13 protein-coding genes are annotated in these 15,623 nt (G+C 72.2%); 7 read left to right on the top strand and 6 right to left on the bottom strand.

Annotation, left to right across the window (positions count from 1 at the left end; translation table 11 throughout):
* Positions 1-75: 75 nt before the first annotated feature.
* Both KVT44_RS13265 and KVT44_RS13260 read right to left on the bottom strand, forming a co-directional pair.
* A complete protein-coding gene (locus KVT44_RS13265) occupies positions 76-999 on the bottom strand; it encodes a sirohydrochlorin chelatase (protein ID WP_095856132.1) in 924 nt (307 codons plus the stop codon).
* Between the two features lie 167 nt (positions 1,000-1,166).
* Positions 1,167-2,213, bottom strand: coding sequence for an N-acetylglucosamine kinase (locus tag KVT44_RS13260; RefSeq protein ID WP_254649298.1), 1,047 nt, complete (start codon positions 2,211-2,213; stop codon positions 1,167-1,169).
* Between the two features lie 179 nt (positions 2,214-2,392).
* On the opposite strand from KVT44_RS13260, the gene KVT44_RS13255 reads away from it, so the two are divergent.
* From KVT44_RS13255 to KVT44_RS13235, 5 genes are all read left to right on the top strand, one after another.
* The gene (locus KVT44_RS13255) at positions 2,393-3,070 is read left to right on the top strand and encodes a uracil-DNA glycosylase (protein WP_067372796.1); all 678 of its coding nucleotides are present in this window, start codon (positions 2,393-2,395) and stop codon (positions 3,068-3,070) included.
* Positions 3,071-3,451: 381 nt separating this feature from the next.
* Positions 3,452-3,748, top strand: coding sequence for a zinc-ribbon domain-containing protein (locus tag KVT44_RS13250; RefSeq protein WP_095858264.1), 297 nt, complete (start codon positions 3,452-3,454; stop codon positions 3,746-3,748).
* Positions 3,749-3,938: 190 nt separating this feature from the next.
* The gene (locus KVT44_RS13245) at positions 3,939-4,844 is read left to right on the top strand and encodes an NAD(+)/NADH kinase (protein ID WP_217567181.1); all 906 of its coding nucleotides are present in this window, start codon (positions 3,939-3,941) and stop codon (positions 4,842-4,844) included.
* 93 nt (positions 4,845-4,937) lie between these two features.
* Entirely contained in the window at positions 4,938-5,489 is a 552-nt protein-coding gene (locus KVT44_RS13240) for a PIG-L deacetylase family protein (protein WP_217567180.1), read from the top strand.
* 9 nt (positions 5,490-5,498) lie between these two features.
* Entirely contained in the window at positions 5,499-5,813 is a 315-nt protein-coding gene (locus KVT44_RS13235) for a hypothetical protein (protein ID WP_217567179.1), read from the top strand.
* 27 nt (positions 5,814-5,840) lie between these two features.
* On the opposite strand, the gene nhaA is transcribed toward KVT44_RS13235, so the two are convergent.
* Both nhaA and KVT44_RS13225 read right to left on the bottom strand, forming a co-directional pair.
* Entirely contained in the window at positions 5,841-7,718 is a 1,878-nt protein-coding gene (gene nhaA, locus KVT44_RS13230; protein WP_217567211.1) for a Na+/H+ antiporter NhaA, read from the bottom strand.
* 139 nt (positions 7,719-7,857) lie between these two features.
* Positions 7,858-8,745 (bottom strand): alpha/beta fold hydrolase, encoded by an 888-nt coding sequence (locus KVT44_RS13225; RefSeq protein ID WP_217567178.1) that lies wholly within the window; start codon positions 8,743-8,745, stop codon positions 7,858-7,860.
* A 151-nt stretch (positions 8,746-8,896) separates the two neighbouring features.
* On the opposite strand from KVT44_RS13225, the gene KVT44_RS13220 reads away from it, so the two are divergent.
* Positions 8,897-10,954, top strand: coding sequence for a BTAD domain-containing putative transcriptional regulator (locus KVT44_RS13220; protein WP_217567210.1), 2,058 nt, complete (start codon positions 8,897-8,899; stop codon positions 10,952-10,954).
* On the opposite strand, the gene KVT44_RS13215 is transcribed toward KVT44_RS13220, so the two are convergent.
* Positions 10,908-13,337 carry a SpoIIE family protein phosphatase gene (locus KVT44_RS13215; protein ID WP_308313987.1) on the bottom strand — a complete coding sequence of 810 codons (2,430 nt, stop codon included), beginning with the start codon at positions 13,335-13,337 and terminating at the stop codon, positions 10,908-10,910. The two genes, KVT44_RS13220 and KVT44_RS13215, sit on opposite strands and share 47 nt — an antisense overlap.
* A 212-nt stretch (positions 13,338-13,549) precedes the next feature.
* Entirely contained in the window at positions 13,550-14,635 is a 1,086-nt protein-coding gene (locus tag KVT44_RS13210; RefSeq protein ID WP_190169250.1) for a sialidase family protein, read from the bottom strand.
* 270 nt (positions 14,636-14,905) lie between these two features.
* Between KVT44_RS13210 and KVT44_RS13205 the strand changes: the two genes are divergently transcribed.
* The gene (locus KVT44_RS13205) at positions 14,906-15,493 is read left to right on the top strand and encodes a hypothetical protein (protein WP_217567177.1); all 588 of its coding nucleotides are present in this window, start codon (positions 14,906-14,908) and stop codon (positions 15,491-15,493) included.
* Positions 15,494-15,623 lie beyond the last annotated feature (130 nt).

Raw genomic sequence — 15,623 nt, 5'->3', positions numbered from 1 at the left:
AGAGCCGACGAGAGAAGGGCCCGCTCCTGTGAGAGGAGCGGGCCCTTCGACGTGCGTGGGGTGGTGCCTGGGCGGTCAGCGGACCGGCGCGCCCTGCGGCTGCTGCGGGGCGATGCCCAGCGCCGTCGTGTACTTGGCCAGCGCGAGTTTGCCGATCGCCGGGTACGGGCCGAGCGCCTCGGCGGCGGAGCAGCCCGCCTCCTTGGCGGCCGCGTCCAGCAGACCGGCGTCGATCTCCGGTCCGATCAGGTACGGAGCCAGGGCGAGCTGCTGGGAACCCGAGCCGCGCAGCTGCTCGGCGGTGGCCGCGATCGCGCCCTCCTCGTCCAGCGCCGCCGCCATCACCGGCACGGCGAGCCGCGCGGCGAGCAGCATGCCGGTGATCCCGGCCGCCTGTACGGCCTCCTCGCCGCCCACGGAGGCGAGGATGATGCCGTCGGCGGCCGTGGCCACGGTGAACAGCCGGGCACGGTCGGCGCGCGCCAGACCCGCCTCGGACAGACGCACGTGCAGCGCCTCCGCGAGCAGCGGGTGGGGGCCGAGAACGTCGGTCAGGTCGGCTGCGATCCGGCTCTCCATGACGGCCTGGCGGACCCGGCGCAGCAACGCGTTGTCCGGGCCGGCGAGCAGGGGCACCACGACGGCGACGGGGCCGTCGGGCTCGGTCACGTCCGCACCGGCGGCACGGGCCTGCTCATAGCGGGCGGTGCGCTCCTCGGCGGCACGCGTGAGCACGGACTGCAGCGTGGGGAACTCGGCGTCGTCCCCGTCGAGGTACCCGATCCGGGCGTCGAGGCCGGGCAGCTCGGAGCGCGCGATGCTCACGACCTCCTCGGCGAGGCTGCGCGTGGCCGCGCTGGAGGTGCCCGGCACCGCGAGGACGAGCGCAGGCGCGCCCTCGGGAGCCGCCAGCGGCTCGGGTCGGCGGTGCCGCCCGGGCTGGCGAGGTCGCGGCATTCGTACTGGCAGGCCGGACGCGGGCCCAGTGGGGGAGCTCATGGCGACGCATGTTACTGGTTTCTTGGGCTCCCCTGTTCGGGGAGGGTGCAGGTGAGCGGTATCCGTCCCCTTTTGTCTGATGAGTTACGCGTGGATCAGAAATGATCGGTGTGGCCGGACTCGCCGGTGCTGTGGTGCTCCTGTGGCGACCCGTGCGGGAGTCAACTTCACTTGTCCGACAGGGTGGATGAATCCTCCTTTCGGGGAGCGGATGGTGAGGTTGTGCCCTTTTCGGTCATCACGTAAAGCATGTGTTCGTCGCGGGGGAGCGTGAGCCGGTCGCCCGCCAGGTCGACGGCGATACGTACGGCGCCGTCCAGCGGGGTGCCCGCGGCCGGTACCTGCCGGGCGTGCGGCAACCGCTGCGTCAACTCCGCGCGCAGCGGTACGAGGAGGGGGTCGCCCATCTTGAACAGGCCCCCGGTGAGGGCGACCCGGTCCTCCCCGGTGTCCGGGCAGACGGCGGCCGCGGAGTCGGCCAGGTGCCGGGCGGCGGCGCGCAGCACGTCGCGCGCGACGGGGTCGCCGACGGCGGACGCGGCGCACGCGGCCACTTCGGGCGCGAAGGAGGCGAGTACGGCGGGCCGGTCGGTGCGTGGATACAGCTTGCCCGGCAACCCGGCCACCGGCCCGAACATCTCCTCGGCCCGCGCCAGCAGCTCCGTCGACCCGCCCTGGCGCCCGTCGAAGGCCCGCAGGGCCGCTTCGAGCCCGGCGCGGCCGATCCACGCCCCACCGCCGCAGTCGCCGAGCAGATGGCCCCAGCCGTCCGCCCTTCGCCAGCTGCCCAGATCGGTGCCGATCGCGATCATGCCGGTGCCCGCGGCGATCACCGCGCCCGGCCGGGGGCCGAGCGCCCCCACGTACGCGGTCACCGCGTCGGCGGCCAACGCGAGCCGCCGCACGCCGAGTTCGCGCTCGAGCGCGGAGGGCAGCTCGGCGCGCAGTGCGTCGCCGAGGGTGGCGAGACCCGCCGCTCCGACGGCGACGGCCCCGAGTTCCTCCGTCCCGGTGGCGGCCATCAACTCCCGGGCCATCGGCAGCAGTTGCTCCAGCAGATGTCCGGCGTCGATGCCGCGCGGGCCGGTGCGGACCGGCTCCTTGGAGGTCAGCGGAACGCCGACGACATGCCCGTGCACGGCCAGTGCCGCGCGCAGCCCCGAGCCACCCGAGTCCACCGCCAGCACACCGGCCGACACGTGGGAGGGACGCAACAGGCTCCCCTCCTCTCTGCTGACCGGCCGGCTGGGTGATCGGTTGGGCGATCGGCTGGACCGGCTCGATGATCTCGGCGCGGTGGAAGACTAGCGCCGAGAGGCGGGTCCGCGCGCGGCGCTCGGCCGTGTGAATCCGTATGAATGCGTCACGGCGTGTGCCAGTAGAGTGGCACGTCGTGGCACCACGACCCTTGCATGAACTCATCGAAGCAGGCTGGGCGAAGGCTCTGGAACCTGCGGCCGAACGAATCGCCGCCATGGGGGACTTCCTCCGGGCCGAGATAGCGGCGGGCCGGACCTATCTCCCGGCCGGGGCGAATGTCCTGCGGGCCTTCCAGCAGCCCTTCGACGACGTCCGCGTGTTGATCGTCGGCCAGGATCCCTACCCCACGCCGGGGATGGCCATCGGGCTGAGTTTCGCCGTGTCGCCCGAGGTGCGTTCACTGCCGGGCAGCCTGGAGAACATCTTCCGGGAACTGCACACGGACCTGGGGCTGCCCAGGCCGTCCAACGGCGATCTGACGCCCTGGACCGAGCAGGGGGTGCTGCTGCTCAACAGGGCGCTGACGACGGCGCCCCGCCAGCCCGCGGCGCACCGGGGCAAGGGCTGGGAAGAGGTCACGGAGCAGGCGATCCGGGCGCTGGTCGCGCGGGAGAAGCCGCTGGTGTCGATCCTGTGGGGGCGTGACGCCCGCAATCTGCGGCCGCTGCTCGGGGATCTCCCGGCGATCGAGTCCGCGCACCCCTCACCGATGTCGGCCGATCGCGGCTTCTTCGGCTCGCGTCCGTTCAGCCGGGCCAACGAGCTGTTGGAGAGGCAGGGCGTCCAGCCGGTGGACTGGCGCCTGCCGTAGAGCGGTCGCCGGATCTCGTGCCGCCCGCGCGGGTTTTGGGGGCGGGGCGGTGCCCGCCGGAGGGCGGCGTCGGCCGCCGTCTCGTCGCACTTCAGACCGTCGTCGACGACGGCGACGATCCACCCCGCGGCCACGAACACCGTCCGCGGGGTGGGCGAGCGCCTCGTCCTTGGGGCAGGCGCTGGGCCAACCGGCGTGTCCGGCCGACTACTTCGCGCCGGGCGCGCTGGTCATCCGGACCGGGTCGGCGGCCGAGGCGGTCCACGCTTTCGGGCGGCGTCGTGCAACCCCGCCAGCGCCGAGCGCGTCGACGTGCACGAGACTGTGCTCCGCGACTGCGTTCCGCAGCTCGTCCGCACCGACCCGGGAGGGACCAACAGCATGATCATTTTTGGCACCAGGGGATACCTGTACCAGCTCGCGATACTGACGCTGGTGTGTGGCCGCTGCGGCAATCCCTCGGCGCACACGCTCCGCAAGCGTGTCACGAAGTTCACGCTGTTCTTCGTGCCGCTGTTCCCGATCTCGTCGAAGTACGCGACGCAGTGCACTTTCTGCGGCGCGGAGCAGAAGGCGACCAAGGAGCAGGCGGAGCAGCTGCAGGCGCAGGCCGCGAGCGCGCACGCCGCCCAGCAGTACGGCCAGCCGCAGCAGCCCCAGCAGCCGTACCAGGCCTGAGCCGGGGGCGGGGGCCGGCGCGGCGGTACGTCGACGGCGCCGTGCTCCCCGCGGACGGCGCCGGTCCGCCGCCGACCCCTTCCGTATGAGTCGTCCAGGCTGCATTCCGTGCCGCATCGGTCGGAAATGCCCCTCGCGGGGCAATGATGAACTACTTGGACATGGCGTCTCGACGGAAGGGAGCCCTCTCATGGGTCTGATCGGATCGATCGGCCTGATCCTGCATCCCCGGCGCAATCCGGGACCGGTCATCGAGTCGGTCGTGCAGTGGGCCCGCAAGAACGATGCCGAGGTGCTGGGGCTGCCGGACGAGGTGGGCCGTATCGACTGCAGCGCCGTGGCCGTACCGGATCAGGACCTCGTCGCCCGGGCCGATCTGATCGTCAGTCTCGGCGGGGACGGGACCATGCTCCGTTCCATGAGGCTGCTGTCCGGAAGCGACACTCCGGTGCTCGGCGTCAACCTGGGCCGGTTGGGCTTCCTCGCGGAGATCGATGTCGACGAGCTCCAGTCGGCGCTGGACCGGATCGACAGCGGCCAGTTCACCACCGAGGCCCGGATGGCCGTACGCACGCGCCTCCCGGACGGGCGCGAGGTCCGTGCGTTCAACGACATCGCCCTCGTACGGGTACCCGGCAGCGGCATGGCCGCCATCGCGATCCGGCTCCAGGGCGAGGAGTTCATCCGCTACGCCGCCGACGCCGTCGTGGTCTCCACCTCGACCGGATCCACGGCGTACAGCTTCGCCGCGGGCGGCCCGATCCTCTCGCCCCGGGTGGAAGCCATCCTGGTCGTCCCCGCCAGTGCGCACTCGTCGTTCGACCGGGCGCTCGCCCTGCCCGCGGACGAGGACGTCACCCTCGAACTGCTCCCCACGACCGGGCGACTGGCGGTCGAGGTCGACGGCGAGGTGCTCGGCTACCTCGACGCGGGCGACTGGGTCACCGTGTCGGCATGCCCCGCGGCGGCTCATGTCGTGCGTCTGGGCGGTACGACGTTCTACCAGCGAGCACGCAGAAAACTCGGCATCAAGGGAAGTATCGAAGCGGGCGCGCGAGCCTCTCAGGACCCCGCCGACCCCTCGACGGGGCCCTGAGGAGCGGGCTGAGGAGCGCGTCTTGAGCGGCACAGCGGCCGACCCGACGGAGGCGGCCTTGTAAGGTGGGCCGCCGGCGGAAGGGCCCATGTCATGACCGCACCGCAGACCCGGCGGCCGACGCTGGTGGTCGTCCACGCGCATCCGGACGACGAGGCCAGTCGGACGGGCGGCACGCTCGCCCGCTACGCGGCCGCCGGGGTTCGTACGGTTCTCGTCACCTGCACCGACCGTGCGCAGGGCGACGATGGAGGGGACGGCAAGCCCGGGCACCGCGACCACGAGCCGGCGCAGGTCGCCGCACGGCGCTCCCGCGAGCTCGCCGAGTCGGCGGCCGCGCTCGGCGTCAGTGACCTGGTCCGGCTGAATTACCCCGACTCCGGCGTGCCCGACTCGGCGGACGACATCGATCCGCGCGCGTTCAGCAGGATGGAGGGCGAACCGGTCGTCCGGCGGCTCGAGGCGCTCATGCGGGAGTACCGGCCGGATGTGATCGTGACGTATCCGCCCAACGGGTTCTCGTACCATCCCGATCATGTCCGTACGCACGAGCTGACCGTCGCCGCCTTCGAGTGGATCAAGCGGTCCGGCGGATTTCCCGGCGAGGAGGGCGGCCGGCACCCGCGGAGCCTGCCGAGGCTGTAATACATCGCCGTGTCGCTCTCGAGTCTGAAAACGGTGCGGGCCCTGGCGGAGGCCGCCCTCGGACCCGACGCCTGGATCCCCCCGCTCGACGTCGCCGTCGACGACGACAGCGTGACCGCGGCCGTGGACGTCTCCGACTTCTGGCCCCACAAGCTGAGGGCCCTGGCGGCCCACGCCGGCCAGGCGGACGCCGCGGCCCTGCTGAAGTTCTTCAGCCTGCCCGGGGACGAGGGCCGGGTCGAGGAATACGTGCGGGCCCACCCGCCGTGGACCGGCGGCACACGGGAGAGCGACCTGTTCGAGGGCGTCCGCGAGACGCCCTGAGGCGTACGGCCTCGCCCTGATCGGGGCTCAGTCCTGCCGGCCGACCCCTTGAAGCGCCGCCCGTTGCCGCGCGGCGCGCACCGCCGCCGACAGCGAGGCGATGTCGTAGGCGCCGTGGTGGCGGCGGCCGTTGACGAAGAACGTGGGAGTGCCCGAAACACCGCTGAGGTCGGCGGACTCCACGTCCGCCGCGACCCGGGCCGCCCCCGTGCCTTCGCGGAGATCCTTGCGGAAGCGTTCGATGTCGAGGCCGATCTCCTCGGCGTAGCGGAGCAGGTCCTTCGGCCGCAGGTCACCCTGGTGCCGCATCAGCAGATCGTGCATCTCCCAGTACCCGTCCTGGTGGGCCGCGGCCTCGGCGGCCTCCGCGGCGAACTGGGCGTTCGGATGGACGTCGGTCAGCGGCAGATGCCGCCACACGTAGCGCACGTCGCCGAAGTCGGCGAGCAGCTCGCGCACCACGGGCTCGGCCAGGCCGCAGTACGAGCACTCGAAGTCCCCGTACTCGACGAGCGTCACGGGCGCCTCCAGCGGGCCGCGTACGTGGTCGCGGTCCACGTCCACGGGGTCGCTGAGGTCGACGATGGTGGTGCCCGTACCGAGGAGGGCCCGGACACGGGAACGCTTGGGAAGGGCGCCGATCACCGAGGTGACCAGCCAGGTGAGGAGGAACGCGCCCACCACGGCGGCGAGGATGCCGATCTTCGCCTCCGCCAGCCGGGCCCCGTCGAAGGCGAGGGTCGCGATCAGCAGGGACACGGTGAACCCCACTCCCGCCAGGGTGCCGCCCGCGGTGATGGCGCCCCAGCCGACCGGCGGGTGTAGTCGCCCGCGGCTGGCGCGTGTCGTGAGCCAGGTGGCGCCGATGATGCCGAGCGGCTTGCCGAGCACGTAGCCGAGGAGGATGCCGAGGGCGATCGGCGAGGTGAAGGCATGGGCCAACTGGCCGGCGCTGATGGTGATGCCGGCGTTGGCGAGGGCGAACAGCGGCACGATCACATAGCTCGTCCAGGGGTGGAACATCCGCGTGAGCCGGTCGTTGGGCGAGAGCGTCGAGGCGATCCCGCGCCGTACGGAGCGCTCCAGTTCCGGCGTCGGCTGCTCGCGGAAGCGCCGGAAAAGACGGCTGGCTCGTTCCAGGTCGACGCGCTCGGCGGGGTAGGCGTAGGTGAGCAGGCCCATCGCGAGCCCGGTCACGACCGGGTCCACCCCCGACTTGAGCAGCGCGACCCACACCGCCACGCCCAACACCGCGTACAGGGCGGGAATCCGTACCCCGAGGGTGCGCCGTACCAGCACGACGGCCGCGAAGAGGCCGAGCGCCGTCAGCAGCGCGGGCAGGGCCAGGGCGCCGCTGTAGGCGACGGCGATCACGGCCAGGGCCAGGAAGTCGTCCACGACGGAGATGGTGAGGATGAAGACCCGAAGACTGTCGGGCAGCCGTGCCCCGAAGAGGGCGAGCATGCCCAGGGCGAAGGCCGTGTCCGTCGACATGGCGGCGCCCCAGCCGTGCAGGGAGTCGTGGCCCGCGTTGAGAGCCAGGTAGATCGCGATCGGCACGACCATGCCGCTGAGCCCGGCGAACAGCGGCAGCGTGACCCTTCTGCGCTCCCGCAACTCGCCCAGGTCGAACTCCCGGCGCGCCTCGAGTCCCACGACGAAGAAGAACAGCGTCATCAGCCCGCTGTTCACCCACTCCCGCAGGTCCAGGGAGACTTCGCCCGCCCCGAGGCGGACCGACAGCTCGGTGCTCCAGAAGGCCTCGTACGTGCCCGGCCCCATGTTGGCCCAGGCGAGGGCCGCGAGCGTGGCGGCCAGCAGAACCGCGGCACTGCCGGTCTCGGTCTGCAGGAAGGAGCGCAGCGGACCGCGCCCGTCCTTGCCGCACACGGTCTGCCCCGACATGGGCGAGGTCTCAGCTGGCACAGTCACCCCCCGATTCTCGCCCCGCGCGTGGTCCGGCACGCGGCGAAACGGTGTCCGGGAGGAGATCCGCGCAGTGCTCGGTGAGGAGATCCGCTCAGTGGCCGGGGAAGAGGTCCGCTCAGTGGTCGGCGACGAGGTCCCTGATGGCCTTGACGACGTCGGCGGGGGCCTCCTCGGCCATGAAGTGACCGCAGGAGACGGTCGTGTGCCGCAGGTCGGGCGCCCAGGCGCGCCACCGCGCGGCGGCGTCGAAGCCGAGAGCCGCGCCCCAGTCCTGCTGGAGAACCGCCACGGGCATCCGCAGCCGGTTCCCGGCAGCACGGTCGGCCCGGTCGTGCTCGACGTCGATGCCGGCCGAGGCGCGGTAGTCGGCGACGATGGAAGGGACGGCCGCGCGGGAAGCCGCCAGGTAGGCGGCGCGGATCTCGTCCGGGATCGCCCTCGGGTCCCGCGTCCAGATGTCGAGGAAATGACCGAAGAAGACGTCCGCGGCGGCGTGGATCATCCGCTCGGGCAGACCCGGCGGCTGGGCCATCAGGTAGAGGTGGAAGCCGACGGCCGCGCCGGTGCCGTGCATCACGTCCCACATGTCCAGCGTGGGCAGCACGTCGAGCGAGGCGAGATGGGTGATCGCCTCGGGGTGGTCGAGGCCTGCGCGGATGGCGACCAGCGCGCCCCGGTCGTGTCCCGCCAGGGCGAAACGCTCGTGGCCCAGAGCGCGGGCGAGCGAGACGACGTCGGCGGCCATGGTGCGCTTGGCGTACGCGTTCCCGTCGGCGCCGGTGTCGACGGGCTTGTCGCTGGCGCCGTAGCCCCGCAGGTCGGGACAGATGACGGTGTGGTCGGCCGCGAGGTCGGCGGCCACGTGCCGCCACATCAGGTGGGTCTGCGGGAAACCGTGCAGCAGCACGATCGGGCTGCCGGATCCGGCGACGGCGACGTGGAGCGCGACATGGTCGGCGACGGGGACGCGCCGGTAGTCGAAGCCGGGGATGGTCGGTGCCATGGTTCGCCCTTTCTGGAAGGCGGAAGCGGAAGATGATGGACGCGACGAGCCTGCCGGGCGCGAATCAGCAGGTGATCAGCGCGTGCTCAGTACGTGATCAGCAGGTCGTCGGCGCAGTACCGTGGCGAGGGTGTCGGGAGAGGCGAGCAGGGTGCGGGTCGCGTTCGGCGTGCTCGGACCCACCGTGGCCGAGAGCGACGGCCGCGCGCTCGCGCTGAAGGGACCGAGGCACCGGGCCGTGCTGGCGCGGCTGGTGGTGGCCCGCCGCCGGGTCGTCCCTGTCACCCACCTGGTCGGCGACCTGTGGACGGATCCCCCGCCCGGCGCCGTGGGCGCCGTACAGACCTTTGTCGCCGCGCTGCGACGCGTCCTGGAGCCGGACCGTCCGTCCCGGGCCCCCGCCCGGCTGCTGGTCACGGACGGCCCCGGGTACGCGCTGCGCCCGGAGCCGGACGCCGTGGACGCCTGGTGCTTCGAGACGGCCGTCGGCGCCGCCGCGCGGCTGCCCGCCACGCAAGCGCTGCCACGACTGGAGGAGGCGCTGGCGCTGTGGCGCGGGCCCGCCTACGCCGAGTTCGAGGAGGAGGACTGGGCCCGGGGCGAGCGCTCCCGCCTCGCCGAGCTGCGGCTCCAGGCGGTGGAGCAGCGGGCCCGGACGCAGCTGGACCTCGGCCTGGCCGCCGAGGCGGTGCCCGACCTGGACGTACACCTCGCCGCTCACCCCTGGCGCGAGGACGCCTGGCGGCTGCTGGCGCTGGCGCTGTATCGGCAGGACCGTCAGGGGGATGCGCTGGGCGTGCTGCGCAGAGCCCGGGCGGTCCTGGCCGACCAGCTGGGGGTGGACCCCGGGCCCCGGCTGCGCCGCCTGGAGGCGGACATCCTCGCCCAGGATCCCGGGCTCGATCCTCCGGCCGGGCCGACGGCGACCGCGGCCCGGCTGTGGACACGGACGGCGGCGGCCTACGACCGTACGGTCGCCGCCGGTGCCCGGGCCCGGTTGGAGACGACGGTGAGTCTGATCCGCAACCTCGCGGTCACCGGGGGCGGTGGGCTCGCGGCCGCCAGGCAGCACCGTATGGAGGCCATCGCGGCGGCGGAGGAGTTCAGCGAACCGGACCTGACCGCCCGGGTGATCGGCGCCTACGACGTCCCCGCGATCTGGACCCGCAGCGACGATCCGGAGCTGGCCCGACGGATCGTCGAGGCCGCCGAGCGCGCCCTCACCGCTTCGCCGGGCGACGCGCACGAGGCCGCGCGGTGCCGCCTGCTGGCCACGATCGCCCTGGAGACGCGCGGCAGCCGAGCGCCACGCGGCCCCCAGGCCGCCCGCGAGGCGGTGGAGATCGCCCGTCGTCTCGACGATCCCGCGCTGCTGGCGTTCGCGCTGAACGGGGCGTTCATGCAGTCCTTCACCCGCGCGGGCCTGGCCCCACGGCGTGACGAGATCGGCGCGGAGCTGGTCGAACTGGCCGCCCGGCACGACCTGGTGACCTATGAGGTGCTCGGTCACCTCATCCGGCTCCAGGCACGCGGCGCGCTGGCCGACTTCGCCGCGGCCGACCGCCATGCCGCCGCCGTGGACCGGCTGGCCGAGCGCCACGAGCTGCCGCTCGCCGGCGTCTTCACCCAGTGGTACCGGGCGTTGCGGCTGGCCGCGTCCGGGCAACCGGCGGGGGCCGAGACCGCCTACCGGGATGCCGCCGCACGCCTGGACGGAGCCGGGATGCCGGGCCTGGAGCGTGGGCTTCTTCCGCTCGCCCTGCTGTGCCTGCGGGTGCAGCACAGGAGGAGGACGTGGTCCGACACCGATTCAGGGGATACCGGTCCAGGGGGTAGCGATCCAGGAGGTTCCGATCCAGGGCCGGTCGAGATCGACCTGGGGGCGGACTGGGGCCCGTACCGCCCTTGGGCCACGCCCTTCGCCTTGCTGGCATCCGGACGCCGGGCCGAGGCACGGGCGGCACTGCGCGCGCTCCCGGAGCCGCCGCGCGACCTGATGTACGAGGCGTGCTGCTGCCTGGAGGCCGTGGTCGCGCTGGAGGTCGGTGACCGGGACGTGCTGGAGCGGGCCCGCACCCGCCTGCTGCCGGCCGCCGGGGAACTCGCCGGCGCGGGCAGCGGCCTGATCACCCTCGGCCCCGTCGAGGACCACCTCGCCGACATCACCACCGCGCTGCGGGCACCGACGAGTCCAGTTCCGCCCAGATGATCTTTCCCTCGTGTGTGTACCGGGTGCCCCAGCGGTGGGCGAGCTGGGCGACGAGGAAGAGGCCGCGTCCCCCTTCGTCGGTGGTCCGGGCGTGCCGCAGCCGCGGGGAGCTGTTGCTGGTGTCGGTGACCTCGCAGATCAGGCGGGATGCGCGCAGCAGCCGCAGTCGCACGGGGCCGGGGGCGTAGCGCACCGCGTTGGTGACCAACTCGCTGACGACGAGTTCGGTCGCCATCGCCAGCTCTTCCAGTCCCCACGCACGGAGTTGGCGGGTGGCGAGGGCGCGGGCCCCGGCCACGGCGGCGGGATCGGAGGCCACGTCCCACGAGGCGACGCGGTCGGCGCTGAGCGCGTGCGTGCGCGCCACGAGGAACGCGGCGTCGTCGGACTGCGGCGTGGAGGTCAGGCCCCGCACGTTGGCGCAGAGTGTCTCGAGCGGGAGATCGCAAGGGCACAGGGCGTCCCTGAGGTGGGCCATTCCGACGTCGACGTCCCGCTCGCCGCCTTCGATGAGGCCGTCGGTGTAGAGGCCGATCAGGCTGTTCTCGGCGAGTTCGATGTCGACTGCCTCGAACGGGAGTCCACCCAGCCCCAGTGGCGGACCGGCCGGCAGTTCCGGGAAGCTGACCCTGCCCTCCGGAGTCACGAGGACCGGCGGCGGATGGCCGGCCCGGGCGAGCGTGCAGTTGCGTGTGACCGGGTCGTAGATGGCGTACAGGCAGGTGGCACCCATCACCGTGGTCCGGATCAGGTCGGCCGACGCGTCATGGGACTCCTCCTCGCTGAGGCGGAGCACCAGGTCGTCGAGGTGGGCCAGGAGCTCGTCGGGCGGCAGATCCATGTCGGCGAGTGTCTGCACCGCGGTACGCAGCCGGCCCATCGTGGCGGCCGCGCTCAGACCGTGGCCGACCACATCGCCCACGACGAGGCCGACTCGGGCTCCGGACAACGGGATGACATCGAACCAGTCCCCGCCCACACCGTCCTTGGCGTCCGCGGGCAGATACATGGAGGCCACGTCCACGGCCATGCCGCCTTCCAGCGTATGGGGCAGAAGGCTGCGCTGGAGCGTCAGCGTGGCGTGGTGCTCCCGTGTGTAGCGGCGGGCGTTGTCGACGCAGACGGCCGCTCGTGCGACCAGTTCCCGGGCGAGCAGTACGTCGTCCGAGGTGAAGGGAGCCGGGTTCTGCGAGCGGACGAAGGTGGTGAGGCCGAGGACGGTGTCCCGTGCCCGCATCGGCACGGAGATGAGTGAGTGAAGTCCGAACTCGCGCATGCTCGAGGTCCTGGACGGCTGTTCGACGACCCATTGAGGGTTGTCGGGGTTCAGCACCGGTATGAGGACGGGCTCGCCGTTCACGAGGAGGTCGAGGTCGTGCGGGGGAGGGATGAAGTCCACCGGATCGCCGACCTGGGCGACCGCCTCCGGGCACCCCTCCCGGACGGAACTCATGCCCGCCCGCCGCATCACCGGCCCCGTCACCGCCGGACCCGCGTCGGACAGCCAGGTTCCGTGCCCCTCGGTGCTGAGGACCGGCTCCAGCAGATCCACGATGGCGAAGTCGGCGAACCGGGGCACGGCGAAGTCGGCCAGCTCCTGGGCCGTCTCCAGGACGTCCAGGGAGCTGCCCACACAGGCGCCGGCTTCATTGACCATGGAAATCAGTTGGCGGGCGTTCCACCGGTCGGTGACGTCGAGCACCATGTAGCAGATGTCCGTGACGGCGCCCTCGACGTCCATCAGGGGGAAGAACGACGTGGAGTAGGCGTGCTGCCGCTGCGGGTCGGCCCAGCTCCAGCCCCGGTACTCGAAGTCGCTGACCGGCTCGCCGGTCCGCAGTACCTTGCGCATCACGTCCTCGATGGTCTCCGCATGGAGGCCCGGGAAGAGGTCGGTCAGGCGCCGGCCCAGACGCTGCTCACGCGGTATGCCGCCGATGCTCTCCAGGGTGTTGTTGACCCAGGTGCAGCGCAGGTCCATGTCCACGATGGCCATTCCCACGGGCGAGCGGGTCAGGAACCCGTCCAGCACGGACTGCCCCATGGCCCAGCGCGTGATGCGCTCCCGTGCCGAGACGAGAAAGCACTCGTCGTCGCGGACCTGGAACGACGCGGAAACCCGCAGATTCACTTCGACACGACGGCCGTCGCGATGCGACAGCGTGACCACTCCGCTCCAGGCCTGGCCCCCACGGCAGCGTTCCATGATCGCCGCTACGCGGCAGGGGTCTTCGGGCACGGCGAGCAGACGGCCGACGGAGCCTCCGACGACCTCGCGGGCCGAACGGCCGAGGAGTTCTTCCGCGCTTCTGGTCCAGCCGATCACCATGCCGGCCAGGGTGACGATCGCCGCCGCGTCCGAGGCTGCTTCTTCCGCACCGATATAGGGCTCTGTGCCGGGACCTTCGCCCGATTCCGGAATCGCAGGTGTCACGTCTTCACCGCCATCCCCATACCTCCATGCTCGCGCCTCCCGCAGCGGCGCGCCAGCGGCGCAAGAGACCGTTCGACGCGGTGAATTCGCTACCGACCGGGTTGGCATCACCGCGGCGAGTGACCGGCGCCGGATGTGGTCCGAGAGGCGGCTCCCGGGCCTCAGCCGACGACTGCGGCGCGTACGCACAGCACGTCCGGCAGATGCGAGGCCAGCTGCCGCCAACTGTCCCCGTCGTCCGCCGACGCGTACACCTCGCCGTTGCGATTGCCGAAGTACACACCCGCCGGGTCCGCGCCGTCCGTGCAGAGCGCGTCGCGCAGCACCGTGCCGTAGTGGTCCTCCGTGGGCAGTCCCGCGGTCAGCGGATCCCAGGTCCTGCCGGCGTCCTGCGTGCGGAAGACACGACAGCGCCGGTCGGCCGGGACGCGGTCCGCGTCCGCGTTGATCGGGAAGACGTACGCCGTGTCGCCGCGGTGCGGATGCGCGGCCACCGCGAACCCGAAGGTGGACGGCAGGTCCGCGCCGATGTCGGTCCACTCGCCGCCCGCGTCGTCGCTGCGGTACACACCCCAGTGGTTCTGGAGGTAGAGCCGGTCCGGGGTCTGCGCGTCCTGTGCGATCTTGTGCACGCACTGACCGAACTCCGGGTTCGGATCCGGCAGGAACACCGCGGAGACACCGGAGTTGGACGGCTCCCAGCTCGCCCCGCCGTCGTGCGTACGGAACACCCCCGCCGTGGAGACGGCGACCGTGATGGCCCCAGGGTCGCGCTGGTCGGTGAGGACGGTGTGCAGCCCCTCGCCACCGCCGCCTGGCACCCACTGCGACCGGGTGGGGTGCTCCCACAGGGGCCGGACCAGCTCGAAGGACTCGCCTCTGTCCTCGGAGCGGTACAGCGCGGCCGGCTCCGTGCCCGCGTACACCACGTCCGGTTCGGCCGCCGCCGGGTGCAACTGCCACACCCGCTCCAGCGAAGCCCCGGTGTCCTTGGGGAACTTGACGGCCGGCTGCGCCGGTTCGGTCCATGTCCGCCCCAGGTCGTCGGAGTGGAAGACGGACGGACCCCAGTGCGCGCTGTCCCCTCCGGCCAGCAGCCGTGGTGTCTCGCCGCGGGTGTCGATCGCGACCGAGTACACGGCCTGCGCGTTGAAGTACGGACTCTCGTCGAACTCCCAGGCGGCGCCCCGCCGCCGTCCGATGAACAGCCCTTTGCGTGTACCGACGGTGAGCAGTACTTCGGCCATGCCGACCACCTCCGCGACGACGTCGTCTCAGACATCGGCCAGTCTGCACCCCGGCACTGACAGTCTCCCCTGTACGTCGAATTTCCGCAGGTCAGCGGGGTGGCGTCGGTCATCGGCGACGTCTCGTCCCGGCCGACGCGCCTGCGGGCGAGGGATGGCCGGATTCCTGGCACGCACGGGTCGTGGGACTCGTTGTGAGCATCGGAGGGACCGATCCCGTATGGGAGGGCGATGTGGCATGTCCGTGCGGTCGTGAGGAGGATGCCATCGATGGCGGCATTCCGTGGTCCGAAGGCTCCGAAGGTGTGGCTGTGGCGATGGCGGCGCAATCCGCTGCGGCGTCGCAGTGACGCGCTGGAGGCCTGGATCGTGCTCGTCGCCTGGGCGGTCACCGCGCTCGGCGGGGTGCTCACCGGTCTGCTGGCGACGCAGTCCGTGGAGAACGGCCTGGCCAGGCAGCGGGCCGAGTGGCACTCCGTTCTGGCGTTGCTCAACGACGACGTGCCGAAGTCGACCGCGTCGGCGAACGACGCCGACATGGTCTGGGCGAAGGTCCGCTGGACCGCGCCGGACGGCTCGCCGCACGCCGGCCAGGCCCGGGTGTCCGTCGGCAGCCCCGCGGGCACCCCGGTGACGGTATGGACGGACGCCGACGGCCGCCTCGTCACCAAGCCCCCCACGCCCTCCCAGGCCCAACTGCGTGCCGCGCTGGTGGGCGTCCTGGTGGGGGTGAGCGTCGCGGGTGTGCCGTTCATCGGCGGACGGCTGATACGCGGACGAATGGAACGACGGCGCATGGCGCAGTGGGACGAGGACTGGCAACGGGTCGGCCCACTGTGGGGGCGGAAGACGGGCTGAGGGGAGCGGGGTGGGGGTGTGGAGCGGGGGCGTGGAGAGAGGGGTGGAGGGTTACGGGACCGGGGCGCCGGACGCTATGGCCTCCGCCTTCCCGCCTCCTCGCTCGCCTCCCCGCCGCCCCCGCCCCGCA

It is taken from the genome of Streptomyces sp. GbtcB7 (genome assembly GCF_019091445.1).
Lineage (GTDB): Bacteria > Actinomycetota > Actinomycetes > Streptomycetales > Streptomycetaceae > Streptomyces > Streptomyces mirabilis.
The sequence above is the reverse complement of the archived record's forward strand: the minus strand, read 5'-3'. Positions and strand labels throughout refer to the sequence as shown.